Source organism: Steroidobacter denitrificans, assembly GCF_001579945.1.
GTDB classification, from domain to species: Bacteria; Pseudomonadota; Gammaproteobacteria; order Steroidobacterales; family Steroidobacteraceae; genus Steroidobacter; species Steroidobacter denitrificans.
The window spans coordinates 1,210,247-1,235,651 of record NZ_CP011971.1 but is presented as its reverse complement, the minus strand read 5'-3'; the positions used below and the strand labels follow the sequence as shown (position 1 = coordinate 1,235,651).

Genomic DNA, 25,405 nt, shown 5'->3' with positions numbered 1-25,405 from the left:
ATGGTTATTCTGAAGTGAGTCCCGCCGATTTTAGCGACTGCCGGCGGCCGCGATACAACCCAGTCAACAATATCGCCATACAAAGCGAGACGATCGGCCAATTGCCGCCGCGCGCATACGGCGTCAGACCGGTACGCGGCTGGACATTGCCGCTGAGCACGCCTGGAACGAATCGCGGCAGGCTGGCAACGATCCGGCCGTCCGCGGCGATGATCGCCGAAATGCCGTCATTCGCCGCGCGCAGCAGCATCCGGCCGGCTTCGAGTGCGCGGGTGCGGCTGATCTGTAGATGCTGATACGCCGCCGTGGAGTCGCCGAACCAGGCATCATTCGTCACATTGACCAGCAGCGTCGCCTCCTCGAGCATCGACAACTGGTCCGAGCCGTAGGAATCCTCGTAACAAATCGATGCCGCCAGTTTCTGCCCGCCGGCATCGAGCGCCCGCTGATCGCGGCCGCCGGCCTGGAATCCGCTGTAAGGCAGATCCATGCCGCGCAGCCAGCCACGCACCCATTCCGGGACCGGAAAGAATTCACTGAACGGCACCAGGCGGCGCTTGGCATACCATTGCGGCTCCTCATCCAGCGCCAGCACCGCATTGTAGTAGGAGCGGCTGTCGCTATCGTAGCGAAGCTGACCCAGCACCAGGGCGGAACCCTTGTCGCTTGCCTGCGTCCACTGCTCGCTCAGGACATCGATCAGGTCATGGGCGAGAGCCGGCAAGGCGGCTTCCGGCCAGACGATGATGTCGGCGCCCAAACTGGGGCGGGTCAAATCCCGATACAGATCGATGGTCGCATCGCGCATCTCGGGACTCCATTTCATTTCCTGGGGCACGGCACCCTGTACGATCGCTACGGACACCGTGCCGCCCAGCGGCTGCGTCCAGGTTTGTTTCGTCAACGCCAAGCCCGCCAGCCAGACCGACGCGATCGTACCCAAGGCCACTAGACGGATACCCGTACCGCCGCGCCACGCTGCCGCCAGCGCGCCGGCGCATAGGGCGATCAGGAAGCTCATGGAATAGACCCCGCCCACGGGCGCGAAGCCCGCCAGCGCGGTATCGATGTGGGTGTATCCCAGCGCCAGCCAGGGAAAGCCGCTGAGAAACCAACCGCGAAACCACTCCAATACAGTCCAGGCGGCCGGCAGCAACAACATGAAATGCAGTCCCGGCAGCCATCCCTGCCGGGGAGAGGCCGCCGCCGCGAAGATCGGCGGGTCACGGGCATCGCTGCGTACGGCGGCGCCGGAGTCATCTGGTGCAGCGCCGACACCGAACCAGCGTGTCAGGGCATAGCCGATGCATGCGCTATACGCCGCCATGATCGTCACCAAGGCGCACATCACCAGCAAGGTCAGCAAGAAGGGTGCGTGCCCGATCTCGTGGATGCTGTGATAAAGCCAGTAAGTGCCGGCCAGATAGGTGCCGGCCGTGAATATGAAACCTGCCTGCGCCGCCCGCCGCGGGCAGGCGTTGTGCCACATCAGGAACAGATAGGCCGGGCACAGCCAGGCAAGCGGCCACAGGTCGAATGGAGCGAATGCCAGCGATAGCAGGGCACCCACGGGCAGCGCCAGCCACAACGCCGTTCGGGTCCGGAAAAAAGCATGCATCCGGCGCGTATCCGCTCAATCGTCCCGGGGCACGATATCCTGCACGGTGATGACGCGCAGCGTGTCCAGGCGACGCCGGTCGGCGCGCAGAACCTTGAACTCGAGGCCATCGAGCACGAACGACTCGCCGCGGCGCGGCAAGCGTCCCAGATGGCTGATGGCGACCCCGCCGATGGTATCGAATTCCTCGTCGCTGAAATTCGTGCCGAAATAGTCGTTGAACTCGTCGATGCGCGTCTGCGCCTTGACCGAAAACTGCCGCTCGCCTTCCTTGCGAATATCCAGATCGTCGTCATCGGTATCGTACTCGTCGTCGATATCGCCGACGATCTGCTCCAGGACATCCTCGATCGTCACCAGCCCGGAAACCCCGCCATACTCGTCCACGACGATCGCCATATGATGATGGCTGTCGCGAAATTCCTTGAGCAGCACATTCAAACGCTTGCTCTCCGGAATAAAAACCGCCGGACGCAGGCACTCCTTGATATCGAAATCCTCGCGGCCGCCCTCGGCGAAATAACGCAGCAGATCCTTCGCCAGCAGGATACCGACGATCTGATCGCGATCCTCACCGACGACCGGAAAACGCGAATGTCCGGAATCGGTGACCACGGGGAGGATGTCGGCGGGCGGATCCTCGCGATTGACGGTGATCATCTGCGAGCGCGGCACCATGATGTCGCGCACCTGCAGCTCCGCCACCTCCAGTACGCCTTCGAGCATCCGGCAGGCATCCAGGTTGATGATGCCGCGATCCCTGGCATGTTGGATCACATCGTTCAGTTCCTCGAGATCGCGCGGCTCACCACTGAACGTATGGGTGATCCGCCGCAGCCAGCCTCCGCTCGTACTGTGCTCTTCAGGCATAGGGGTTCAAGTATCCGAACTGCTTCAGAATCTTTGCTTCGCACGCTTCCATCGCCGCGGCGTCACGATCCTTCACATGATCGTAGCCCAACAGATGGAGCACGCCATGCACGACCATGTGCGCCCAGTGGGCCCGCGGTGTCTTGCGCTGTTGGCGTGCCTCGCGTGCCACCACCGGCGCACAAATCGCGATGTCGCCTAATTCCGGCAGCGGCAGCGGCGCAGGCGCGGATCCGGCGGGAAACGACAACACGTTCGTCGCGCGGTCCTTGCCGCGCCAGGTGCGATTGAGACGACGGCTTTCGGCAGAGCCGACCACGCGTATCGTCAGGGTGCAGGCGGTCCCGGCACGGGACGAGGCGTATTGGGTAAAAGCAGCCTGCGCCCAGCGGCGCAGGCTGCGTGCATGCGGCACGCCGCGACGAGCAGCCGCCAATTGCACGGTCACATGCAGCGTCAAATCTCACCGCCTCCAGGCTCACCGCCTCCAGGTTCGATCTGGCGTGCATCGGCCTGCTTGCGTTCATAGGCCTGGACGATCCGCTGTACCAGCGGATGACGCACCACATCGCGGGAATTGAAATAAGTGAACGCCACGCCCTCCACGCCCGGCAGGACGTTCATCACATGGCGCAGGCCCGACAGCTGCTGCCTGGGCAGATCGGTCTGCGTGATATCGCCGGTCACCACCGCCTTGGAGCCGAAGCCCATGCGCGTCAGGAACATCTTCATCTGCTCGATCGAGGTGTTCTGAGCCTCATCCAGGATAATGAACGCATCGTTGAGCGAACGTCCGCGCATGAACGCCAGCGGCGCAATTTCGATGATCTGTCTTTCGATGGCGCGGGCGACGCGATCGAAACCCATCATGTCGTAGAGCGCGTCATACATGGGCCGCAGATAGGGATCGACCTTCTGGCCGATGTCTCCAGGCAGGAATCCGAGACGTTCGCCGGCTTCGACGGCGGGACGCACCAGCACGATGCGCCGCACCCGGTCGGTCTGCAGCGCCTCCACCGCACAGGCCACGGCCAGGTAGGTCTTGCCGGTACCGGCCGGGCCGATACCGAAGGTCAGATCGCAGTTGCGGATATTGTGCAGGTATTGGCGTTGATTCGGGCCGCGCCCGCGAATGCCGCCGCGTTGCGTATGGATGGAAGCATCATCCGCGGGCCGGGATTTCCCCCGCGTCGCGGCATCCGGTTCCGGCTCCATGCCGGCCTCCTGTACCGCCAGATGGACCCGATCGGGCGTCAGCGCTTCAGTGGCCGACAGTTCGAACAAATGCCGCAGGACATGCTCGGCGGCCGCGGTCGCTTCCGGCGCACCGGAAATCTCGACCCAGCCGCCGCGGCGGCTGATCTGCACATCGAGGCGCTGTTCCACATGGCGTAGATTTTCATCCATCGGACCGACGAAGTTCGCGAGCCGCGCATTGTCGACCGGTTCGAACGCCAGGTCGCGCGTGGCAAGGGGAACGCTCATACCGCAGACAGGCTCGCCGGTGCCGTCTCACTCGCCTCAGGCCGGGCCGATTCGGCCAAGCGGCCGCGCAGCGAGTTCGGCAAGGCTTGCGTGATCAATACATCGACGAACCGGTCGATGAGCGTCGCCGGCCCATCGAAATTCACCCAGCGCATGTTCTCGGTGCGGCCGGCGAGTTGGCGCGCATCCTTTTTCGACGGCCGTTCCACCAGTACACGTTGTATCGTGCCCACCATGGCCTGGCTGATGCTCATGGCCTGCTGGTTGATGCGCGCCTGCAGCATCGCCAGCCGGCGCTGCTTCTCATCATGAGAAATCTCATCCGGCAGGGAAGCGGCAGGCGTGCCGGGACGGCGGCTGTAGATGAAGCTGAATGACTGGTCGAATCCCACTTCGGCGATCAGATTCATGGTCGCCTCGAAATCGCGGGCGGTCTCTCCCGGAAATCCCACGATGAAGTCAGAGGAAATACTGATGTCGGGTCGCACGGCGCGCAGCTTGCGGATCTTCTGCTTGTATTCGAGCGCGGTGTAGCCTCGCTTCATGGCCGCCAGGATACGATCCGAGCCGGCCTGCACCGGTAAATGCAGGTAATTGGCAAGCTGGGGAACGTCGCGGTACGCCTCGATCAGCGAATCATTGAATTCCACCGGGTGAGAGGTCGTGAAGCGGATGCGTTCGATCCCGGGCACCTCGGCAACACAGTAGATCAAGGTGCCGAGATCGCAGGACGTACCATCCTCCATCTCGCCGCGATACGCATTGACGTTCTGCCCAAGCAGATTGACTTCGCGCACGCCCTGTTGCGCCAACTGGCGCACTTCCTCCATGACTTGCTCGAACGGACGGCTCACCTCGTCGCCGCGCGTATAAGGCACGACACAGAAACTGCAATACTTGCTGCAGCCCTCCATGATGGAAACGAATGCCGTGGCGCCTTCGGCACGCGGCGGCGGCAACGCATCGAATTTCTCGATCTCCGGAAAGCTGATATCGACGACCGATCGCCCCTGCGACTTGATCTCCCGAATCATGTCCGGCAATCGATGCAAAGTCTGCGGACCGAACACCAGGTCCACATAAGGCGCGCGCCGTGTAATGCCCTCGCCCTCCTGGCTGGCGACACAGCCGCCCACGCCGATAAGAAGTTGCGGCTTGGATTTCTTGAACTGCCGCCAGCTGCCAAGCTGCGAAAACACCTTCTCCTGCGCCTTCTCGCGCACCGAGCAGGTATTGAGCAGCAATAGATCGGCCCGGGCGGGATCGTCGGTCAATTCATAGCCCGCCGACTCACGCAGCACGTCCACCATCCTGGCGGAATCGTATTCGTTCATCTGGCAGCCGAAAGTGCGGATATATACGAGAGGCATGGCGGGCTCGGCAAATGAAGTCCAAGGATACCGCGAGATCAGGAACGGCGTCAGGATATGGCGCCTCCTACAGCATCAAGTTAATGAAAATATTGATTATATTCAGGGTGGCGTGACCGTCAGAACGGAATATCATCATCGAAACCGCCATCATCCGGCGGCGCCTGGCGGCTTTCGGGAGACGACTGGCCTTCCGCGGCCGCGGGCCGCGGGCGGTATTCGCCGCCGCCGCCGCCGCCACGGCCGCCCAGCATCTGCATCTGGTCGGCGATGATCTCGGTGCTGTAGCGATCCTTGCCTTCCTTGTCCTGCCACTTGCGCGTGCGCAGCTTGCCTTCGATGTAGACCTGCGAGCCCTTGCGCAGGTATTCCGCGGCAATCTCGCCGAGTTTGTCGTACATGACGACGCTATGCCATTCGGTGCGTTCCTGCTGGTCACCGGACTGGCGGTCCTTCCAGGTTTCGCTGGTCGCGATCCGGATATTGCACACGGCCTTGCCGCTGGGCATGTAACGAGTATCCGGATCTGCACCCAGATTACCGACCAGTATGACCTTATTGATGCCGCGTGCCATGTTCCATCCTCATCCAGACAAGGCACGATTGTAGTCGGCCCCGCCGGCCACGGGTAGCCGGACAGGATTGCGATACGCTCCGTTTGCCGGACCCTTCGCCGCTCATGTCCCGATAGGGTCGACTTGGCGGCCGGCGCTGCGCCAGAATGGCCGGATCTGGCCGATGCGGACAAAGCCGGCGCTGCTCCCGGACCTCATCTCCATTTCACGCTCCCTGTTTCCATCGATGTCCTCCATTCTCATTCGCGGCGCACGCATGCACAATCTGCGCAATATCGACCTGGCGCTGCCGCGCGAGCGGCTGATCGTGTTCACCGGCCTGTCCGGCTCGGGAAAATCCTCGCTGGCGTTCGATACGATCTATGCGGAAGGTCAGCGGCGCTACGTCGAATCGCTGTCCGCCTACGCCCGCCAGTTTTTGTCGATAATGCAAAAACCCGACGTGGACTCCATCGACGGCCTGTCGCCCGCCATCGCCATCGAACAAAGGTCGACCTCGCACAATCCTCGCTCGACGGTCGGCACGGTGACCGAGATTTACGACTACCTGCGCTTGCTGTTCGCGCGCGTAGGCATCCCGCGCTGTCCCGATCACGGCCAGGATCTGGTCGCGCAGACCGTGAGCCAGATGGTCGACCAGGTCCTGCGTCTGCCGGAAGGCACCGCCCTGCTGCTGCTGGCGCCGTTGGTCGAGGCCCGTAAAGGCGAGCATATCCAGGTGCTGGAGCAATTGCGCGGCCAGGGTTTCGTGCGTGCGCGCATCGACGGAACGGTCGTCGACTTGGAGGATCCGCCGACGCTCGCTCCGAGAAAAAAACATACGATCGAAGCAGTCGTGGATCGTTTCAAGGTGCGGCCCGATATCGCGCAGCGCCTGGCCGAATCCTTCGAGACCGCACTGCAGCTGGCCGATGGCGTCGCACGCATCGCCTTCATGGGAAGCACTCCCGCGGTCCGGCCGGACGGGGTCGCGGCCGCAGGCGAGGAACGCGAGGAAATCGTGTTCTCGAACAAGTTCGCCTGTACGACCTGCGGCTACAGCCTCGCCGAGCTCGAGCCCCGGCTGTTCTCCTTCAACAATCCGGCCGGTGCCTGTTCCGCCTGCTCCGGCCTGGGCATACAGCCGTTCTTCGATCCCGCGCGCGTCGTGCATCATGCGCACCTGAGTCTGGGAGACGGAGCGATACGCGGCTGGGACCGGCGCAACGGCTATTACTTCTCCCTGATAAGCTCCCTGGCCCGGCACTATGCATTCGACTTGGAAACGCCCTGGCAGGCGCTGCCGGAAAAAATCCGGCATATCGTGCTGTATGGCGGGGATGAGGAATTGATCGATTTTCTCTACGTCGACACGAAGGGCGGTACGAGGCGGCGGAGGCATCGCTGGGAAGGCGTGATCCCCAATCTGGAGCGCCGCTATCGCGAAACCGACTCAGACGCGGTGCGCGAGGAACTGGCGAAATACCTGAGCAACCAGCCCTGTCCGGACTGCGGCGGTACGCGGCTGAATCGCGCCGCCCGCAATGTTTTCATCGGCGGACGAGCCCTGCCGGACCTGACCCGCCTGTCGGTCAAGGATGCGCTGGCATTCGGCACAACACTTGCCCTGGCGGGGTGGCGCGCGGAAATCGCCGCGAAGATCCTCAAGGAAATCGGCGAGCGGCTGCGTTTTCTGAGCGATGTCGGCCTGGACTATCTGACGCTCGATCGCAGCGCCGACACCTTGTCGGGCGGCGAGGCGCAGCGCATCCGCCTGGCGAGCCAGATCGGCTCGGGATTGGTGGGCGTCATGTACATCCTCGACGAACCCTCGATCGGCCTGCATCAGCGCGACAACGATCGTCTGCTTCGCACCCTGGACCGGCTGCGCGATCTAGGCAACACCGTCATTGTCGTGGAACACGACGAGGAGGCGATTCGTCATGCCGATCACGTGGTCGACCTGGGTCCGGGCGCCGGCACGCACGGCGGCAGGATCATCGCCCAGGGCACACCGGAGGAAGTGGCGGCACATCCTGACTCCATCACCGGCCAGTATCTGTCGGGCCGGCGCCGGATAGCCGTGCCGGCGCTGCGCACGCCGCGGCAGCATGAACGCATGCTGCGCATCCGCAACGCACGCGGCAACAATCTGCGCCACGTCACGGTCGATCTCCCGCTGGGTCTCATGACCTGCGTCACTGGCGTATCCGGCTCGGGCAAATCGACCTTGATCAACGAGACGCTCTATCGTCTCGTGGCGCGCCGGCTCAACGACGCCGCCACCGAACCCGCGCCCAGCGACGGCATCGAGGGACTCGAGCACATCGACCGGGTGATCGATATCGATCAAAGCCCGATCGGCCGCACGCCACGTTCCAATCCTGCGACCTACACGGGACTGTTCACGCCGATCCGCGAGATTTTTTCGGCGGTTCCCGAAGCGCGTATGCGCGGCTACGAGCCTGGGCGCTTCAGCTTCAACATCAGGGGCGGCCGCTGCGAGACCTGCCAGGGGGATGGCGTCATCAAGGTGGAGATGCACTTCCTGCCGGATGTATATGTCCCCTGCGATATGTGCAGGGGACAGCGCTACAACCGCGAGACTCTGGAGATCCGCTACAAGGGCCGGAATATCCACGAAGTATTGGAAATGACGGTCGAGGATGCGCTGGTCTTTTTTCGCCATGTGCCTGCCGTCGGCTCGAAATTGCAGGCGCTGGCTGATGTGGGCCTGTCGTACATCCGCCTGGGACAAAACGCCACGACCCTGTCGGGGGGCGAGGCGCAACGCGTCAAGTTGGCCAGGGAGCTGTCCAAACGCGCCACCGGCCGCACCCTGTACATCCTGGATGAGCCCACGACCGGCCTGCACTTCTTCGACATCGAGCAGCTGCTCGGCGTGCTGCATCGGCTGCGTGACGAAGGCAATACGGTCATCGTCATCGAACACAATCTTGACGTGATCAAAACAGCCGACTGGATCATCGATTTAGGCCCGGAGGGCGGCGATGGCGGCGGCACGATCATCGCGGCGGGCACGCCCGAGGATGTCGCGGCCGTTGCCGAATCACATACGGGACGCTATCTGCTTGCGCTGCTGGAGCGGTGAAGGCCTGCCGCAACACGAATTCAGGAACGCGGATCACGCAGCCCGGCCGACTCGAACCGCTGGCGCACCTCGCTGTACGTGGAGGACTCGTGGTAACGCCCGCCGGTGTATTCATCGAGTATCGAGCGCCAGAACTCGAGCGCCGGCTTGTTGTATATGAATTCCACAATCTCCCAGGTGCCGGCGAAACGATTGAAAATGAGCGATGCGGCCTCGCGCCCGATTCCCAGGCGGCGGGCTTCCAAGACCACAAAAAACTCCGCCATACGAAAATCGACCTGATCGCGCTGATGACGCAGCGGCCGGCCGATGAGCGCAAAACCGACGCGCCTGCCGTCCTTCAGGATGACCAGGGGATGTGAACTGTCGTCGGCGAACCAGCGCGCCATCGATTCGTCCTGACGCTCACCATGAGCATCGATGGCCGGAAACATGCCGGTATTCAGGCTCGAGCGCGAAAGATCCTCCAGATATTCGGGATACCGCGACTGTATCCAGCGGCGATCCTGCGCGGAATGACGAGCGTCGCGAATACTGACTGACACGTGAGGTTCGGCTGCGGCCGCCTCCGGATGGACCGGTTCAACCAAGACGATACAGGATCGTCCGATTCAGGAACGACAACACAGGACGGGAAAGGTGAATCAGGGAACGGATCGGTGAACGCGGACCGGAGCGGCCGGTACCGGGCGTCATAGCCGCCCGGTACCGGTGGTCCAACCGCTTATGGCTCGACCCTCGTCGATAACCGGTCTATTACTGAGGATTGACGGCCTCGGCAACGTCATCGGCAGCTTCACCGGCGGCGGTGGCGGCATCACCGGCGGCTTCGGCAGCGGCATCGCCGGCAGCTTCGACGGCTTCGCCGGCAGCCTCACCGGCATCGGCGGCGGCGGCCGCGGCGTCATCGGCAGCGTCCATACCGGCGGCGGCGGCTTCCTGAGCTGTTTCGACCGGCGCTTCCTGTTTCGCGCAGGCCGCGAGCGTCAGGGACAGGGCGAGAGCGGCAAGGATCATTTTCATATTCATGGGTATGTATAACCTCGATGAGGATTGACGCGTGGATCAGAACAACAACGCAAGAGAACGGTCTCTCTCAATATGCGGCGCAGGATTCTAGTGTGTTTTTTTAAGCATGGAAACAAAAATCACTGATGCATCCGGCATGCGTCGCTCTTCGAAGACAGGACAGGAATCCCTGTATTTTCCGGCCTTCCATTCATTCGATCATGTTGACGAAACATTGACAATTGAGCATCCGCACGCCGCCTGCTCGCCTTTTTCATTCTATCATTCGAGCCGATACGAGGGTACCGATATGCTCTCCTCTCTTTTCGACGATCATATCCGCATACAGCGCCGGCGCACCGACGCTGCGCTGGCGGCCTGCGGCTTCGAGGCGCTGGCCATCTACGCGGGCGGCCCCCACATGAGATTCCTGGACGATCAACCCTACCCGTTCCAGCCGAACCCTCATTTCAAGCTTTGGGCACCGCTGGCGGATGCCGAGGACTGCTGGATCATTTATCGGCCGGCACGGCCTCTGCGCCTGATCTTCCTGCAGCCGCTGGACTATTGGCACCAGCCGCCCGCCATGCCGCAGGGACACTGGACCGGGCACTTCGACTTCGAGGTGATACGTACGCGCACGCAGGCGAAGGATCATTTCGCGGGCATCAGGCACTGTGCCTTCATCGGCGAGTGGCGCATGGAATTCGCCGCATGGGGGTTTACGGCCGTCAACCCCGATGATCTCCTGGATCGTCTGCATTATCCCAGGGCAATCAAGACCGCCTATGAACTGGAATGCCTGCGGCGGGCCTCCTTACGGGCGGCGTGCGGACATCGTGCCGCTGAAGCGAGGTTTCGCGCGGGCGGCTCCGAGTACGACATCCATATAAGCTATCTGCAAGCGACGGCACACACCGACTCCGAGCTGCCATATCCGAATATCGTCGCGCTCAACGGCAATGCATCGATCCTGCACTATCAGAATCAGGAGCGGCAGAGGCCCGCGAGCCTGCATTCGTTCCTGCTGGATGCGGGCGCACAAGTCCATGGGTATGCAGCGGACGTCACGCGCACCTATTCCGGGCAGCAGGATGATTTCGCGCAGTTGATCGACTCGATGCATGTGCTGCAGCGGGCACTATGTGCCCAGGTACGTGCCGGCGCAGACTACACCGATATCCATCTGGACATGCATCTGCGCATCGCCGGCCTGCTGCGCGAGGCCGATCTGATCAGCGTATCTGCGACCCAGGCGGTCGAAAGCGGCCTGTCATCGGTGTTCATACCGCATGGCGCAGGGCACCTGCTTGGACTGCAGGTGCATGATGTCGCCGGCTTGCAGATCAGCGCCGAGGGCCGGCGGAAACCGCCGCCCGACGCTCATCCATACCTGCGCCTCACCCGCATCCTGGAACCCGGTTTCGTCGTCACGATCGAGCCGGGACTGTATTTCATCGAACTGCTGCTGAAAGAAGCGCGTGCCGGCGCTCGAGGACGGGATATCAACTGGCCGCGGGTCGAGCAGTTCCGGTCTTTCGGAGGTATCCGAATAGAGGACAACATCGCCTGCACCACGGGCGAGCCCGAAAATCTGACGCGACAGGCCTTCGAGGCCACGCCGGCCGCTCATTGAGAGCAAGGCTGTTCGCGCTCCTGCCGAGCCATGAAATCACGGCCGGTGAAATACCGGCCGAGTATCGGCCAAATAGCGATCAAGCATCCGCCAGTGAAATGCTTACATGCGGGATGGCTACCAGGCAGCGATACGAGCCGGCATTGATGGTCGTATTCCTCGCATTCGCAGCCGGATCGGATTGATTCCGCCGGCCGCCGACGGTGGCCTATTTTTGTTTCAGCAGGTCGCGGATTTCCTCCAGCAGGACTTCCTGACGAGGCGGCGGCGCGGGTTCGGCAGGCTTGGCTTCCTCGACGCGACGAACCTTGTTGATGAGCTTGATCAACAGGAAAATCGCGAAAGCAACGATCACAAAATCGAACACGGTCTGAAGAAATGTTCCGTAGTTGATCGTGACGGCTTCGGCGCCTTCGTGCAGCGCGGGCAAGGTGGCGGCTAGATCGGTGAAATCCACGCCGCCGATGAGATAACCCAACGGCGGCGTCACTACGTCGGCCACCAAAGAACTGACGATCTTGCCGAATGCCGCGCCGATGATGATGCCGACAGCCATGTCGACCACATTGCCCTTGACGGCAAATTCCCGGAATTCTTTCAAGATACTCATGACGATCTCCCGATTCGGACCTATTGGAGTTATTGAAGACGGCCTCGCGGCTGAACTCACCATATAACATAAGGATGCCCCGGGACCGCAATCTCCAGCGTACCCGGACAGCCAGAAAAATTCCCGCTTCCATGCAGGCCATCCCGGCTGGAATTTGCTCATGTATGAATATACAGTATTCCTCATGAACAACTCACCCGGTAATTTCCGCCGCCGCCCTGACAGGCACACGCCCTGCCGGAGGAGGTGCATGTTCGTGGCGGGTAGCGGCCGGTAGCGCCATGGCCATCGACCTGCACGCTCTGCCGGGCGTATGGCCCGCCGAGTCACTCACGCATGCTTTCGGGCCGTCGATTCCCTCCGGTGATGCGCAGCTCGATGCGGTTCTGGGCGGCGGCTGGCCATCACCCGCGCTCCTCGAGCTGCTGACCGATCATTACGGCATCGGAGAATTGACGCTGATACTGCCGCTCGTCAAATCACTCATCGCCGCCCGACCAGGGGCGGCGGCCGTATGGATCAATCCACCTTATGAGCTGCATGCCCTGGCGCTCATCCAGCACGGCCTCGATCCCGCAGGGCAATGGATCGCCAGCGATCTGCACGAGCATGATGCCGCTTGGACATTCGAAGCGAGCCTGCGCTCGGGAGCCTGCAGCATCGTGATCGGCTGGCTGTCGCATCCCGGCATCGCGATCCTGCGTCGTCTGAAGCTTGCTGCCGGCACCGGCCGTACCACTGCGGTGCTGTTTCGTCCAGGCAGCGCAGCCGACGCACCCTCGCCCGCCGCGGCGCGGTTGCTGCTGACAGCGCAGCCTCCCTGTCTTGCCGTACACCTTCTCAAGATCCAGGGACGAGCGCCGGCGAAACTGCGCCTGGATCTGCGAAGCCGCATCGAACAGGGGAGTACGCCATGAAAGCGGCACCGGCATCGCTCACGCTGCCGCTGCCGCATATCGAGCCGCTCGAGGCAGGCCGCGCACCGCTGCGCCGCATCCTCACGGCCGGGCCTTCGCGATCCGGTACCGGCCCGCGCCGCCGGCAAGCCTGGCTCGCCGTACGGATGACGAACCTGCCTCTGGCTGCCGTCATGCGCTGCATGACGGCCGAAGCATCGACTGCGCAGCAGCGTCCACTGGCCATCCTCGACGACGACCGCTACCGCAGCGTGCTGTGCTGCAATGACCTCGCCCATGCTCGCGGCGTGCGGCCCGGCCAGCGCCTGAATACCGCCATTACGTTGTATGCACAACTCGATTGCCTGGCGCGCTCGCGATCCGCGGAGGTACGATTGCTCGAGTCCCTGGCTCTGCTCTGCCGACGCTTCACGCCTATGATCGTCATCGAGCCGCCGAGCGAGCTGCTGCTGGAGGTTCGTGGCAGCCTCAAGCTTTTCGGCGGTATCGAGACCTTGATGGAGGCGCTCATCCGGGATCTCGAGGCCGCCGGCATCGCCGCCAACCTCGCCATCAGTACCACCCCGCGCAGCGCTCAATGGTTTGCGCGCAGTTCGATCCGCCGTGTCGTGGCACTCGATCATCGCGCCGAGGCGCTCGCCGAGCTGCCGCTGCACGTTCTTGAATGGCCGCAGGATATCCAGCAGCGGTTGCTGCGTTTCGGGGTGAGTACCGTAGGAGAACTCATGCGCCTGCCGCGCCAGGGACTGGCGCGACGCATCGGCCGTGACTATCTGCGCCAGCTCGATCAGGCGCTGGAACGCGAGCCCGATCTGCGTCCCGCTCATCTGCCGCCCGCTCGGTATCGCGATCGTATTCTGCTCGATTTCGACATCGAAACGACGACGCTCGCCGAATCGGTCCTGGCGCACCGTCTTGGCCGGCTGCGGCGCTTTCTCAGACGACACGACGCCGCGATCGACGAACTCACGGTCTCGCTGCTGCATCGTGATCTGCCGGCAACCCTCATTCCTCTGAAACTGGCGGCACCTTGCGACGATACCGCACACCTGATTCGATTACTGCACGAACGCTTGAAGAGGCTGCAGCTGCCGGCACCGATCCGTGAAATGCGGATCCATGCGCCGCGATGTTCCAGAGCCGTCGCGTTGACCGCCGCTTTGTGTTTCGAGCCGACGCCGTCTCACGACCAGGATCCGGATACCGCCCGCAGCCGCCTGCTCGAACAATTACGTGCGCGCCTGGGCACCGAGCGCATCCGGACGATCGAGGTGTATGCCGAGCGGCGTCCCGCAAGGACCCAGCAGCACGCCGCCGCGCAACCGGACCCGCCTCCCTCGTGCGCAGTGATTCCTGCGCTTCCTCCGCGCCCGCTCTGGCTGCTTGCACAACCCAGATCGATGCGCGTAGCCGGAGCACGTCCACAGGGATTGGGCGATGATCCCGAGCGGATTCAGACAGGCTGGTGGGATGAGGCATTCACGGACCGCGACTACTTCGTGCTGCACTCCGCCTCCGGCGCCGTGGGCTGGGTCTATTGTGATCGCCGGCAACAGGGTCGCTGGTTTCTACAGGGCCTGTTCGCCTGATCAGGACCGTCTTCTCATAGTTGTCTTCTCTATAGTCGTCTTCTTCATGGCGCCTCCTTCATGTATGCCGAACTGCATGCACGCTCGAATTTCTCCTTCCTGAGCGGCGCCTCGCATCCTCGGGAACTCGTCGCACGCGCAACAGCGCTCGGTTATCGCGCCATGGCGCTCACCGACGAATGCTCGCTCGCCGGCGTCGTTCGCGCTCATGACGAGGCCAGGAAGCAGGGGCTGCATTTGATCATCGGCAGCGAGCTGCGCTGTGTCTCGGGCCTCACCCTCATTGCCCTGGCGCGCACCCGGCACGGCTACGGCGCATTGTCGAGGCTCATCACCTGCGCGCGGCGCGCAGCCGGCAAAGGCAGCTACCGGCTCGATGAATCCATGCTCGTCGGCGCCCTGCCCGAGTGCAGCCTGATCTGGCTGCCTGCCGAGGATCCGGAAGCCGCCCGCCTGCAGGGCGCCTGGCTGCGCCAAACTTTCGAGACCCATGTATGGATCGGCGTCGAGCGGCTCTGCACCGGCCGCGATACCGTGCGCCGACACACACTGCGACAGCTATCGAGAAGATTCGCGATGCCCTGCGTCGCCTGCGGCGGCGTATTGATGCATGTTCCCGAGCGCAAGCCGCTGCACGATGTCCTGACCGCCATCCGCTTGATCAAGCCGGTGCAGGAATGCGGCTATGCACTGGAAGCCAGCGCCGAGCGACATCTGAGATCCATCTCGAGACTGCAGAAGCTCTATCCACCGGATCTGCTGGCCGAGAGCATACGCATTGCAGAGGAATGCACGTTCTCCCTGGATGAACTGCGTTACGAGTACCCGCGCGAGATCGTGCCCGAGGGGCATACTCCCACCACCTGGCTGCGTGAACTGACCGAGCAAGGCCTGCGCGAGCGCTGGCCGAGGCAGGTTCCCGGCAAGGTCCGCGGTCTGGTGGAGCATGAACTGGCGGTGATTGCAGGGCTTCGCTATGAGCCGTTCTTCCTGACCGTATACGATCTGGTGCGTGAGGCTCGCGAACGCAATATCCTTTGCCAGGGCCGCGGTTCAGCCGCCAACTCCACGGTGTGCTTTTGTCTCGGAATAACGGCTGTCGATCCCTCGCGCCAGGAGATGCTGTTCGAACGTTTCATCTCCAGGGAACGCCTCGAGCCGCCCGACATCGATGTCGACTTCGAGCATGAGCGGCGCGAGGAAATCATCCAGTACATGTACGAGAAATACGGCCGCCATCGAGCGGGCCTCGCCGCCACGGTCGTTACCTATCGACGACGCCAGGCGCTGCGCGATGTCGGCAAGGCACTGGGATTCGACACAACACAGATCGAGCGGCTCATCATGACGCTCTCGCGCCGCAGCGCCCGGGAAGACGTGCGCCAACAGCTGCGCGCGGCCGGCTTCGATGCGGACAGCCCGCTGGTGCGGCGGTTGCTGCTGTTCGCGCAGGAGTTGTGCGGATTTCCACGACACCTCTCTCAGCACGTCGGCGGCTTCGTGATTGCCGCCGAGCGGCTCGATTCGCTGGTTCCGATCGAGAACGCCGGCATGGCGAACCGTACGGTCATCCAATGGGACAAGGACGACCTGGAGTCCCTGGGGCTGTTGAAGGTGGATGTGCTGGGCCTGGGAATCCTGACCGCGATTCGCAAGACGCTCACTGCATACAACGCGCGGCGTGGCACACGGCTCACCTTCTCAGCCATTCCCGCCGAAGATCCGGCGACCTACGAAATGATCCGGCAAGCCGACACGATCGGCGTCTTCCAGATCGAATCGCGCGCCCAAATAAGCATGCTGCCGCGTCTGAAACCCCGCTGCTTTTATGACCTGGTCATCGAAGTGGCAATCGTACGCCCCGGTCCCATCCAGGGTGACATGGTGCATCCATACCTGCGCCGCCGTGCAGGCCTCGAACCCGTCGACTATCTCAACGAGACGATTCGCGGCGTGCTCGAACGCACACTGGGCGTGCCGATTTTCCAGGAACAAGTCATGCGTCTCGCGGTGCTCGCCGCCGGCTTCACTCCCGGCGAGGCCGACCAGCTGCGCCGGGCAATGGCCGCCTGGAAACGCAGCGGCGATCTCGGCGGCTTTCGCCGCAAGCTGCTCGAGGGTTTGCGCGAACGCGGTTATCCGCGGGAATTCGCCGAGCGATTGTATCGTCAGATACAGGGTTTCGGCGACTACGGCTTCCCGGAATCGCATGCCGTCAGTTTTGCACTCATTGCCTATGCAACCAGTTGGCTGAAGCGTCATGCGCCGGCGGAATACACCGCGGCACTGCTCAACAGTCAGCCGATGGGCTTCTATTCGCCAGCCCGTCTGGTACGCGATGCACGCAGCCACGGCGTATGCGTACATCCCGTGGACGTGATGCTCAGCGACTGGGATTGTACGCTGGAGGGCTCCGATCCCGACGCGGCGGAACTGCGGCTCGGGCTACGCCTGGTGGAAGGTCTCTCCCGGCGCGGCGCCGAACGCCTGGTGCGCACCCGGCAGATACGGGTTTTTCGCGATCTCCAGGATCTGGTACTGCGTGCGCAGCTGAATCGGGCCGATCTGGAATCTCTCGCCGCTGCCGACGCGCTGGTGACACTTGCAGGCTCGCGTCATCATGCCTCGTGGGCGCTGGCCGGTGTGGATGTCGGACTGCCGCTGATCGAGAACGCGCCGATCCCGGAAGCTACGCCTCTGCTGCCCATCCCGACGGAGGGTCAGAACATTGCCGCAGATTATCGCAGTCTCGGTCTGACGCTGCGCCGGCATCCCGTCGCGCTGCTTCGGGATCGGTTGCTGGAGCGAGGCGTCCTGTCCGCAGAGCAGCTGACAACGACTCCTGGCGGCCATCCCGTACGCCATGCCGGTATCGTCACCGTCAGACAAAGCCCCGCAACGGCCAACGACACGACCTTCATGACGCTCGAAGACGAGACAGGAGAAGTCAATGTGATCGTTTGGCCGAGCATCGCACGGAAATATCGTACTGCATTCCTCTCGGCGCAGCTGCTGGAGGTCCATGGCGAACTGCAGCGCGACGGCGGCGTGATGCACTTGATTGCCGGGTCGCTTCATGACCGCAGTCGCTGGCTGGGACGGCTACGGATCAAATCGCGGGATTTTCGCTGAATGGGGTAAGAGTAATGTCGTTTGGGACAAACCTGGAGCGCTCATCACAGGGCCGGTACTGAGCGCTCGGCAGGAAGCGCCGGCTACGCATAAGTACGCATGGCCTCCACTGTTGCCTTTTTACCATTGTGCTTCCGTCACGATCCGGAACTCAGTACGCTTCGCCGGGATACCCGGGTTGAAGGGACCAGAAACAACAGAACCTGTATGGGGAAGGTATGGAGGGAACTTTTCAATACTGACTAGCATGAGTCGGAGCTGGAATGGTCCATACCGGATGGTCCGAATCGAATGAACGAATAAGCAAGGGGTGCTCATGATCACGCTCGGAAACGATTACCATATTGCACGAAGCTCGCTGCTGCGCCAGGCGGTCCTTGGCGCACTGGCATTGTCAGTGTGGCCCGCCGCCGCCCAGGACATGGGCGGTGACAACGAAGTACGCACGATCGAAACCATCATCGTAACGGCACAGAAACGCGAACAAAGCCTGCAGGACGTGCCGATCGTGGTGACCGCGATCTCCGGGCAGTTGTTGCAAGACTCCGGGGTGCGGGATATCAAGGACCTCACCTTGCTGACACCTGGCCTGATCGTGACCTCCACGACCAGTGAAACCGTCACGACCGCGCGTATCCGTGGTATCGGCACCGTCGGAGACAACCCCGGGCTGGAATCTTCCGTCGGTGTCGTCATCGACGGCGTCTATCGCCCCCGCAACGGCGTCAGTTTCGGCGACCTGGGGGAATTGGAGCGCATCGAAGTACTGAAGGGTCCGCAGGGAACCCTGTTCGGAAAGAACACTTCTGCGGGCGTCATCAACGTGGTCTCCAAGAAACCCACCTTCGATTTCGGCGCCGATGTCGAATTGACCGTGGGCAACTACGGTGCAAGGGAAGGTTCGTTCTCGCTCAACGGGCCATTGGCCGGCAATGTCCTGGCCGGCCGCCTGTATGCGGCGGCACGCGAACGCGACGGCTTCTACGATGTCGATCGCGGTCCCGGGCCACGAGTGGAAACCAGGGATGCCGACAGGGATTTCTACACTCTGCGCGGTCAGCTGCTGGCGCAGCCCGGCGAATCCTTCGATGCCCGCCTGGTGGTGGACTATACCGAGCGCGATGAGAATTGCTGCGCAGCGCCTCACGTGGCGCTGAGCCCCAGCCCCGCCGTGCTAGGCGTGCTGCAGGCGCTGCGGCCGGGCTCCTTCCTGGGCGTCGATCCTTTCGCACGCCGCGTGGAGGCCAACCGCAGCAGCGAGCAGTCGATCGAAGACAAGGGCGTTTCCCTGGAACTCAACTGGAACCTGGATGCACTGGGCGGTGCCACACTGACCTCCGTGTCCGCATGGCGCGATTGGGAATCCGTCAACGGTCAGGATTCCGATTTCACCACGGTCGACATCCTGTATCGCAATGCCGACGGCAGCTACGCCAACAAATTCAAGCAACTCAGCCAGGAGTTGCGCCTCGCCGGCGAAACCGACCGAGTCAGCTGGCTGGTCGGTGCGTTCTACGCGAACGAGGACCTGGACTCACACAACCCGTTGCTCATGGGCAATGATTTCCGCGCCTATTTCGGCGGCCTGCTCGGTGCCCCAGGGATTGCGCTCATCAACAGCCTGCCTGGCATCGCCTGGGCGGCGGGCCACGGACAACTCGACACCTATGAGCAGGAATCCAAGTCCTGGGCCCTGTTCACCAACAACAGCATCCGCCTGACGGAGGCGCTCGAACTGACCCTGGGCCTGCGCTACACCAACGAAGCCAAGGATCTGGATTCCCACTATGCCAACAGCCTGGGCGCCCTGGGCGGCGTTGGCTGCCAGATACTGCGCGATCAGTTGGCCGGCATTACCGCCCAGATCGGCAGCCTGCCGATTTCAGCCCCCGAGCAGGCACAGGCGCTGCAAACCATCTATGGGATCGGCTGCGCGCCCTATGCCGATCCGCTGTTCAACGACCTGGCGACCTCGCAGAGCTCGATCGACGAGGGCGAATGGAGCGGCACTGCCAAACTCGCCTATCGCTTCAACGACCAGGTGATGGGCTATCTGTCCTATGCTCGTGGCTACAAGGCCGGCGGCTACAATCTGGATCGGGAGCGCACCGGCAATCCTGCCCTGAATCCCGGTCAGCCCGACGGCATCGCTGTCGATCTGGATACCAGCTTCGCAAAGGAAACGGTGGATTCCTACGAAGTAGGCCTGAAAACCGAATGGGCGAACGGCGCCGTGCTCCTGAACGGTGCCCTGTTTTACCAGGACTACACGGACTTCCAGCTCAACACCTTCACCGGCATCCAATTCGTGGTCACCTCCCTGCCCCAGGTGGTCTCCCAGGGCGTGGATCTGGATTTGATCTGGCGCTCGCCGGTGGAGCAACTCTCGGTGCAGGCCGGCATCACCTACGCCGAAACCGAAATCAAGGATTTCGGTAGTGCGCTCGCCACATTCCGCCCGGAACGTGCCAACGACCGGCTGTCATTCGCCCCGAAATGGTCGGGCAGCCTGTCAGCGACATTCCAGCAACCCGTCAACGGGAACCTGGTGTGGCGCGCGAACCTCGGCGGCAAGTACACCTCGGAGTACAACACCGGCTCGAACCTCGACCCGCGCAAGAAGCAGGATGCCATGACCATCGTGAATGCCCGCCTCGGCTTTGGCGCACAGGACGAGCGCTGGATGGTGGAGGCCTGGGCGCAGAACCTGACCGACGAGGAGTATTACCAGGTCGCCTTCGACGGTACTTTGCAGGGCTCCTCGGCGAATCCGCCGGCCGGGCTGGCGCAGATACCCACGAGCACCGTCAACGCCTTCCTGGGCGCGCCGAGAACCTACGGTTTGACGATGCGATTCAAGTTTTGACGGTTCCCGCCCCCGCTGCATCACACGCGGCGGGGGCGGATCACCATGCCTTGGAACGGGCCGTAGCCCGGCGCGGATGAGCGGCCTCGCTCGACCCTCACAGTTTCAATCGACTCCGGTTCAATCGATTCCGGACATCAGGAATCCGGTTCAAACCCGTTCGCTGGGTCGTCGTCCCGCTCGATGTCCTTGCCGGCATGCCTTCGGGATTCATGCCGGCAAGGACATCGAGCGGAACCCTACGGCCGTGAAGTCTCGACCAGCGGGCGGCGCCGAATATTGAATGGAGCATCCAGACCCGCTGCCCATTGCGCATCCTGGCCGTACACGTCGCGCCGGAAATTGATCTCACCCTGCGCGCCCGCCCAGGCGGTCCAATACGTCAGCAGCACCGGCATCTTGTCCCGCAGCGTCACATTAAGCAGACGCCTGGATTCAAGCGTATGCGCGATCGCCTCAGCATTCCACTCGGGATCGTTCAACAGCAACAGTGCCAGCTCCAGCGGCCGTTCCACCCGCACACAGCCCGAACTGAAGGTTCGATCCGATGCCTCGAACAAGGACTTCGAAGGCGTATCGTGCAAATAGACGTCGTAGTTATTGGGAAACATGAATTTCACGCGGCCCATGGCGTTATCGGGCCCGGGTTCCTGGCGCAGCGTGTACGGAATATGTCCGCTGCGAAAGCTCGACCAGTCGATCGTTTCAGGATCGATGACCTTTCCCTCGCGATCCAGTACCGTCAAGCCGCGTCGTGTGATCGAGCGTGGATCACGGCGCGCGCCGGGGAGAATGTCGCTCCGGATGATTCCCGGTGGAACCGTCCAGGATGGATTCCACACCAGATAGCTGATGGCGGAGCGAAAGATCGGTGTACGACGGTAGGTCCGACCGACCTGCACTCGCGAACGCCAGATGACTTCATCATCGCGAACCATGTAGATCATGTAGCCGGCGATATTGACAACGACGAACTGCGACGGAAGCTCCTGCAACAGGATGCGTCCACGGTCCAGGTTGATGCGTAACTGCAAGATCCGCTCCGCGACCGACACGTTGAGTTCCTCGCGGGTGCGCGTGCCGACGGCGGCATCGACGACCAACCCCATGCGCGCCTGAAAACGACGCACTGCTGCTTCGAGCCGTGCGTCGTACGCCGCCCCGGCCAGGGCATCATCCGAGGCTTCATCCGCCGTTTCATCCTGCCGTTCCCGGGCTCGGAACGTCTCATCCGGGCGTGCATCCGCATTCAGACCAGCATCCAGATCACCGTGGATTCGCAGTCGCTCGCGCAGCTGCAAGACACGCGGATCGACATCCCCGGGCCTGAGTGTCTTGCCCGCGGACAGCAGCGCCGCGGACGACATGCCGGAGACATCGGCCGCGGCCAGCAGCCGATACCGACGCAATTCGGCCTTCAAGGCCGCATACAACCGATGGGTGGGTTTCAACGCCTCGATGCGGGCATGAATATCGTCCGCCGCCAATGCAGCTTCGATCCGCCTCGCGGTATCCGGCCTCGGCAGCATGCGCCCATAGTTCCATTGGGCATCGAAGGACTCCGGATCCACCTTGCCGAACGACAAATGGTATCCCAGGCGCAGCAGGGCATCCGTCTGCAGCACATCATATTGTGCCCGCAACAGGTCGATCCTGGCAGGATCGGCTGCGCCGGAGGAACTCAGCGCGGCCTGCAGATGCTGGAGCGGCGCCAGATGATAGTCGCCGGGGTCCAGCCCATCCAATTCGCTTTCCTGGATGGAGCGCAGCAATTCGAACGAAGTATGCGGATTCGTCCAGGCGGGCTGGAAGGCGCGTTGCGCATAAAAATCGCGGATCCAAGCCGCCCAGGCGATGCGTGCCTGAGAGCCCCTGGTCTCGTCGAGGCCGCTCAACTCCAGCGTACCGGCGTTCGCCAAAGAGCGCACGATAAGACGCAGCGCATCCGCTACCGCCTCGACTCGAAACGGCGGTCCGCTTTCCTGTCTGCCGGGTCGGGATGAGCCGGGTAAGGCTGCATGGCCCGGGATCCCTGGGGCCGCGAGTTGCGCCGTCGCGGCCGGCAATACCGGTTGTCCGAAAGCCGCTCGATCGGGCATACAGACCGCGCAGAGCAGCGTGAGCAAGACCCAGGTAATACCGCCACGCATCGCCATCAGGGAAAATACAACGGGCCGGCACAGCGGTACCGGCCCGAGTGAAAGCGTGGCTTTGCCATGTCCCGTCCGATCACAAGGATCGGCGCGGGAATACGATGACGGCCTATCTACCGCCAGCCTTCGCCGCCTTTCGTTTCGCGATCGACTTTTTGAGCGCGGCCTTCTTGGCGGCTGCCTTCTTTTTCGGTGCCGCGACCACTCTTTTCTGGCCCGCCGACTCGGCCTTCTTTTTTTCCTTGGCTTCCGCCTTGGCCTGGCTCCTTGCCTTCCTCGCTGCCTTTTCTTCCTCGGTCCTCACCACCCGCTTTTTCGGAGAAGTGCGCTTCGAAGGCGCCTTGCCCTGCGCGGCGGCGTCAGCCGCTTCGGCGGCATCTTCTTCCGGCAGGGCCGGCTGATCCAGCAGCTGCATGAGCGCCATGGGTGCGGCATCGCCGGCACGGGGATTCATGCGCAGGATACGGGTATACCCGCCGGGACGGGCCATGAAGCGCGGTCCCAGATCCTCGAACAGCTTGATGACGGCTTCCACATCGCGGAGTTGAGCAAAGGCCCGGCGCCGATTGGCGTCGTTGTCCTGCTTGCCGAGCGTAATGAGCGGTTCCACGACCCGGCGCAATTCCTTCGCCTTTGGCACCGTGGTGCGAATCGTTTCGTGGCGTAACAGGGAAGCAGCCATATTGCGAAACATCGCGGCGCGATGCGGTGCGTTACGGCTGAGCTGTCTGCCGGAAAGTTGATGACGCATGGTTGTTCAATCGCTTTGTCAGATGATTTCCCGCTCGTCGTCGCGCTTGAGACTGACGGGCGGCCAGTTATCCAGGCGCATGCCGAGCGACAGTCCGTGGCTTTCCAGGACTTCCTTGATCTCGGTAAGTGATTTCTTGCCCAGATTCGGCGTGCGCAGCAACTCCACCTCGGTGCGCTGCACGAGATCGCCGATGTAATGAATGTTTTCCGCCTTGAGGCAGTTGGCGCTACGCACCGTGAGCTCGAGCTCATCGACCGGACGCAGCAGGATCGGGTCGAATTGCTGCTCCGCGGTCTTGGAGGCGCCCTCATCCTGCCCCTGCAGATCCACGAATACCGATAGCTGGTCCTTCAGGATCGATCCGGCGCGGCGAATCGCCTCCTCAGCATCGATCGTACCGTTGGTTTCGATATCCAGAATCAGCTTATCCAGATTGGTGCGCTGCTCGACGCGAGCGCTCTCGACGATGTAGGTTACGCGCCGGATCGGGCTGAACGAGGCATCCAGCTGCAGGCGCCCGATCGGACCGCTGGCTTCTTCGAATGTCGCTCGCTGGATGGCAGGGCGATAACCGCGGCCGCGCTCGACCTTCAAGGTCATGTTCAACTCGCCGGCCTTGGTCAGATTGGCAATCACCAGGTCGGCATTCAGCACTTCCACATCATGATCGAGCTGGATATCGCCGGCGGTTACCGGACCCGGACCCTTCTTGTGAAGCCGCAGCTCGGTTTCCTCACGCGTATTCAAGCGGATCGCGACCTGCTTCAAATTCAGCAGGATATCGACCACGTCTTCCTGTACACCCTCGATACTGGTGTATTCGTGCAGGACACCGTCGATCTCCGCCTCGGTAATGGCGCAACCGGGCATCGATGACAACAGCACGCGGCGCAGCGCATTGCCCAGGGTGTGGCCGAAACCACGCTCGAAAGGCTCGATTACGACCTTCGCTTGCCGGGATGTCGTAGGAGTAACTTTAACGACGCGCGGCTTCAGGAATTCGCCAACGGATGCCTGCATAGACCATTCACCTGCTTGTGTGCCGTTCGGGCTGCACGCCTCGTGGGCGGCAGAACTCACGCAAAATAGAACCGATTACTTCGAATACAACTCGACCACGAGATTCTCGTTGATCTCAGGCAGAATCTCTTCGCGGTCAGGCAGCTGCTTGAAAACACCGCTGAACTTCTTCTCATCGACCTCGACCCAGGCAGGGAATCCCACCTGTCCCTTGATCTGCAGCGCAGTCTGGATGCGCAGCTGTTTCTGTGCCTTCTCGCGCACGGACACTACATCGCCGCCTTTGCACTGGTACGAAGGGATGTTCACGAGTTCGCCGTTCACGTGAATCGCCTTATGGGTGACCAGTTGGCGAGCCTCGTTGCGCGTTGCGGCAAAACCCATCCGGTACACCACGTTATCCAGCCGGCCTTCCAGCATCTGCAGCAGATTCGAACCGGTCGAACCCGAGCGTGCCGTCGCGCGCACATAATAATTATGGAACTGGCGCTCCAGCACACCGTACATGCGCCGCAGCTTCTGTTTCTCACGCAACTGCAGCCCATACTCCGAGACGCGGCTGCGGCGTTCGCCCTTGATACCGCCCGGCGGCACTTCGAGTTTGCACTTGGAGTCCAGCGACTTCACACCGCTCTTGAGAAACAAGTCTGTGCCGACCCGGCGCGACAGCTTGCACTTTGGACCTAGATATCGAGCCATGCAGAAATCCTC

The 25,405-nt window shown here is 62.3% G+C and carries 18 protein-coding genes and 1 pseudogene; 6 read left to right on the top strand and 13 right to left on the bottom strand.

The window, feature by feature from the left end; all coding sequences use genetic code 11:
* Window positions 1-4: 4 nt before the first annotated feature.
* From lnt to ssb, 6 genes are all read right to left on the bottom strand, one after another.
* Entirely contained in the window at window positions 5-1,618 is a 1,614-nt protein-coding gene (gene lnt, locus ACG33_RS05450; protein WP_066919375.1) for an apolipoprotein N-acyltransferase, read from the bottom strand.
* A 15-nt stretch (window positions 1,619-1,633) separates the two neighbouring features.
* The gene (locus ACG33_RS05445; RefSeq protein ID WP_066919372.1) at window positions 1,634-2,488 is read right to left on the bottom strand and encodes an HlyC/CorC family transporter; all 855 of its coding nucleotides are present in this window, start codon (window positions 2,486-2,488) and stop codon (window positions 1,634-1,636) included.
* On the bottom strand, window positions 2,481-2,948 hold the full coding sequence (gene ybeY / locus ACG33_RS05440; RefSeq protein WP_066919370.1) for an rRNA maturation RNase YbeY: 468 nt from the start codon (window positions 2,946-2,948) through the stop codon (window positions 2,481-2,483). The genes ACG33_RS05445 and ybeY overlap by 8 nt, the downstream gene beginning before the upstream one ends.
* Window positions 2,945-3,973 (bottom strand): PhoH family protein, encoded by a 1,029-nt coding sequence (locus tag ACG33_RS05435; RefSeq protein WP_066919368.1) that lies wholly within the window; start codon window positions 3,971-3,973, stop codon window positions 2,945-2,947. The genes ybeY and ACG33_RS05435 overlap by 4 nt, the downstream gene beginning before the upstream one ends.
* Entirely contained in the window at window positions 3,970-5,343 is a 1,374-nt protein-coding gene (miaB, locus tag ACG33_RS05430) for a tRNA (N6-isopentenyl adenosine(37)-C2)-methylthiotransferase MiaB (protein WP_083536480.1), read from the bottom strand. Before miaB ends, ACG33_RS05435 begins: the two co-directional genes overlap by 4 nt.
* A gap of 119 nt (window positions 5,344-5,462) precedes the next feature.
* A complete protein-coding gene (gene ssb / locus ACG33_RS05425) occupies window positions 5,463-5,918 on the bottom strand; it encodes a single-stranded DNA-binding protein (RefSeq protein WP_066919364.1) in 456 nt (151 codons plus the stop codon).
* A 226-nt stretch (window positions 5,919-6,144) separates the two neighbouring features.
* Here ssb and uvrA point away from each other — a divergent pair, with 226 nt between their 5' ends.
* A complete protein-coding gene (uvrA, locus tag ACG33_RS05420) occupies window positions 6,145-9,009 on the top strand; it encodes an excinuclease ABC subunit UvrA (RefSeq protein WP_066922848.1) in 2,865 nt (954 codons plus the stop codon).
* Window positions 9,010-9,029: 20 nt separating this feature from the next.
* On the opposite strand, the gene ACG33_RS05415 is transcribed toward uvrA, so the two are convergent.
* Window positions 9,030-9,554 (bottom strand): GNAT family N-acetyltransferase, encoded by a 525-nt coding sequence (locus tag ACG33_RS05415; RefSeq protein ID WP_157071678.1) that lies wholly within the window; start codon window positions 9,552-9,554, stop codon window positions 9,030-9,032.
* Window positions 9,555-9,765: 211 nt separating this feature from the next.
* Complete coding sequence (locus tag ACG33_RS05410; RefSeq protein ID WP_066919360.1) at window positions 9,766-10,038, bottom strand: hypothetical protein; 273 nt, start codon at window positions 10,036-10,038, stop codon at window positions 9,766-9,768.
* 289 nt (window positions 10,039-10,327) lie between these two features.
* Between ACG33_RS05410 and pepQ the strand changes: the two genes are divergently transcribed.
* On the top strand, window positions 10,328-11,653 hold the full coding sequence (gene pepQ, locus ACG33_RS05405) for a Xaa-Pro dipeptidase (RefSeq protein WP_066922847.1): 1,326 nt from the start codon (window positions 10,328-10,330) through the stop codon (window positions 11,651-11,653).
* Between the two features lie 208 nt (window positions 11,654-11,861).
* Here pepQ and mscL read toward each other — a convergent pair whose 3' ends face one another.
* A complete protein-coding gene (gene mscL / locus ACG33_RS05400) occupies window positions 11,862-12,263 on the bottom strand; it encodes a large-conductance mechanosensitive channel protein MscL (protein ID WP_066919357.1) in 402 nt (133 codons plus the stop codon).
* Between the two features lie 281 nt (window positions 12,264-12,544).
* Between mscL and imuA the strand changes: the two genes are divergently transcribed.
* From imuA to ACG33_RS05380, 4 genes are all read left to right on the top strand, one after another.
* Entirely contained in the window at window positions 12,545-13,180 is a 636-nt protein-coding gene (gene imuA, locus ACG33_RS05395; RefSeq protein ID WP_066919355.1) for a translesion DNA synthesis-associated protein ImuA, read from the top strand.
* Complete coding sequence (locus ACG33_RS05390; RefSeq protein WP_066919353.1) at window positions 13,177-14,769, top strand: Y-family DNA polymerase; 1,593 nt, start codon at window positions 13,177-13,179, stop codon at window positions 14,767-14,769. The genes imuA and ACG33_RS05390 overlap by 4 nt, the downstream gene beginning before the upstream one ends.
* Before the next feature lie 60 nt (window positions 14,770-14,829).
* Window positions 14,830-17,901 carry an error-prone DNA polymerase gene (locus tag ACG33_RS05385; RefSeq protein ID WP_066919352.1) on the top strand — a complete coding sequence of 1,024 codons (3,072 nt, stop codon included), beginning with the start codon at window positions 14,830-14,832 and terminating at the stop codon, window positions 17,899-17,901.
* 316 nt (window positions 17,902-18,217) lie between these two features.
* Complete coding sequence (locus ACG33_RS05380) at window positions 18,218-20,767, top strand: TonB-dependent receptor (protein WP_083536479.1); 2,550 nt, start codon at window positions 18,218-18,220, stop codon at window positions 20,765-20,767.
* A gap of 239 nt (window positions 20,768-21,006) precedes the next feature.
* Here the strand turns inward: ACG33_RS05380 and ACG33_RS05375 are convergent, their stop codons facing one another.
* The 4 genes and pseudogenes from ACG33_RS05375 to rpsD all read right to left on the bottom strand — a co-directional run bounded on the left by ACG33_RS05375 (window position 21,007) and on the right by rpsD (window position 25,393).
* Window positions 21,007-22,923, bottom strand: a complete 1,917-nt coding sequence (locus ACG33_RS05375; protein ID WP_066919350.1) for a L,D-transpeptidase family protein — start codon at window positions 22,921-22,923, stop codon at window positions 21,007-21,009.
* A 364-nt stretch (window positions 22,924-23,287) separates the two neighbouring features.
* Window positions 23,288-23,671: pseudogene (rplQ, locus tag ACG33_RS16650) on the bottom strand (50S ribosomal protein L17); the annotation flags it as partial.
* Between the two features lie 18 nt (window positions 23,672-23,689).
* The gene (locus ACG33_RS05365; RefSeq protein WP_066919348.1) at window positions 23,690-24,694 is read right to left on the bottom strand and encodes a DNA-directed RNA polymerase subunit alpha; all 1,005 of its coding nucleotides are present in this window, start codon (window positions 24,692-24,694) and stop codon (window positions 23,690-23,692) included.
* Between the two features lie 75 nt (window positions 24,695-24,769).
* Window positions 24,770-25,393 carry a 30S ribosomal protein S4 gene (rpsD, locus tag ACG33_RS05360; RefSeq protein ID WP_066919346.1) on the bottom strand — a complete coding sequence of 208 codons (624 nt, stop codon included), beginning with the start codon at window positions 25,391-25,393 and terminating at the stop codon, window positions 24,770-24,772.
* Between the last annotated feature and the right edge of the window lie 12 nt (window positions 25,394-25,405).

Bases quoted from the DNA above. Each gene is read 5' to 3' on its own strand.
- lnt (WP_066919375.1), bottom strand. From the start codon at position 1,618: ATGCATGCTTTTTTCCGGACCCGAACGGCGTTGTGGCTGGCGCTGCCC.
- ACG33_RS05445 (WP_066919372.1), bottom strand. From the start codon at position 2,488: ATGCCTGAAGAGCACAGTACGAGCGGAGGCTGGCTGCGGCGGATCACC.
- ACG33_RS05435 (WP_066919368.1), bottom strand. From the start codon at position 3,973: ATGAGCGTTCCCCTTGCCACGCGCGACCTGGCGTTCGAACCGGTCGAC.
- miaB (WP_083536480.1), bottom strand. From the start codon at position 5,343: ATGCCTCTCGTATATATCCGCACTTTCGGCTGCCAGATGAACGAATAC.
- ssb (WP_066919364.1), bottom strand. From the start codon at position 5,918: ATGGCACGCGGCATCAATAAGGTCATACTGGTCGGTAATCTGGGTGCA.
- uvrA (WP_066922848.1), top strand. From the start codon at position 6,145: ATGTCCTCCATTCTCATTCGCGGCGCACGCATGCACAATCTGCGCAAT.
- ACG33_RS05410 (WP_066919360.1), bottom strand. From the start codon at position 10,038: ATGAATATGAAAATGATCCTTGCCGCTCTCGCCCTGTCCCTGACGCTC.
- pepQ (WP_066922847.1), top strand. From the start codon at position 10,328: ATGCTCTCCTCTCTTTTCGACGATCATATCCGCATACAGCGCCGGCGC.
- mscL (WP_066919357.1), bottom strand. From the start codon at position 12,263: ATGAGTATCTTGAAAGAATTCCGGGAATTTGCCGTCAAGGGCAATGTG.
- imuA (WP_066919355.1), top strand. From the start codon at position 12,545: ATGGCCATCGACCTGCACGCTCTGCCGGGCGTATGGCCCGCCGAGTCA.
- ACG33_RS05390 (WP_066919353.1), top strand. From the start codon at position 13,177: ATGAAAGCGGCACCGGCATCGCTCACGCTGCCGCTGCCGCATATCGAG.
- ACG33_RS05385 (WP_066919352.1), top strand. From the start codon at position 14,830: ATGTATGCCGAACTGCATGCACGCTCGAATTTCTCCTTCCTGAGCGGC.
- ACG33_RS05380 (WP_083536479.1), top strand. From the start codon at position 18,218: ATGATCACGCTCGGAAACGATTACCATATTGCACGAAGCTCGCTGCTG.
- ACG33_RS05375 (WP_066919350.1), bottom strand. From the start codon at position 22,923: ATGGCGATGCGTGGCGGTATTACCTGGGTCTTGCTCACGCTGCTCTGC.
- ACG33_RS05365 (WP_066919348.1), bottom strand. From the start codon at position 24,694: ATGCAGGCATCCGTTGGCGAATTCCTGAAGCCGCGCGTCGTTAAAGTT.
- rpsD (WP_066919346.1), bottom strand. From the start codon at position 25,393: ATGGCTCGATATCTAGGTCCAAAGTGCAAGCTGTCGCGCCGGGTCGGC.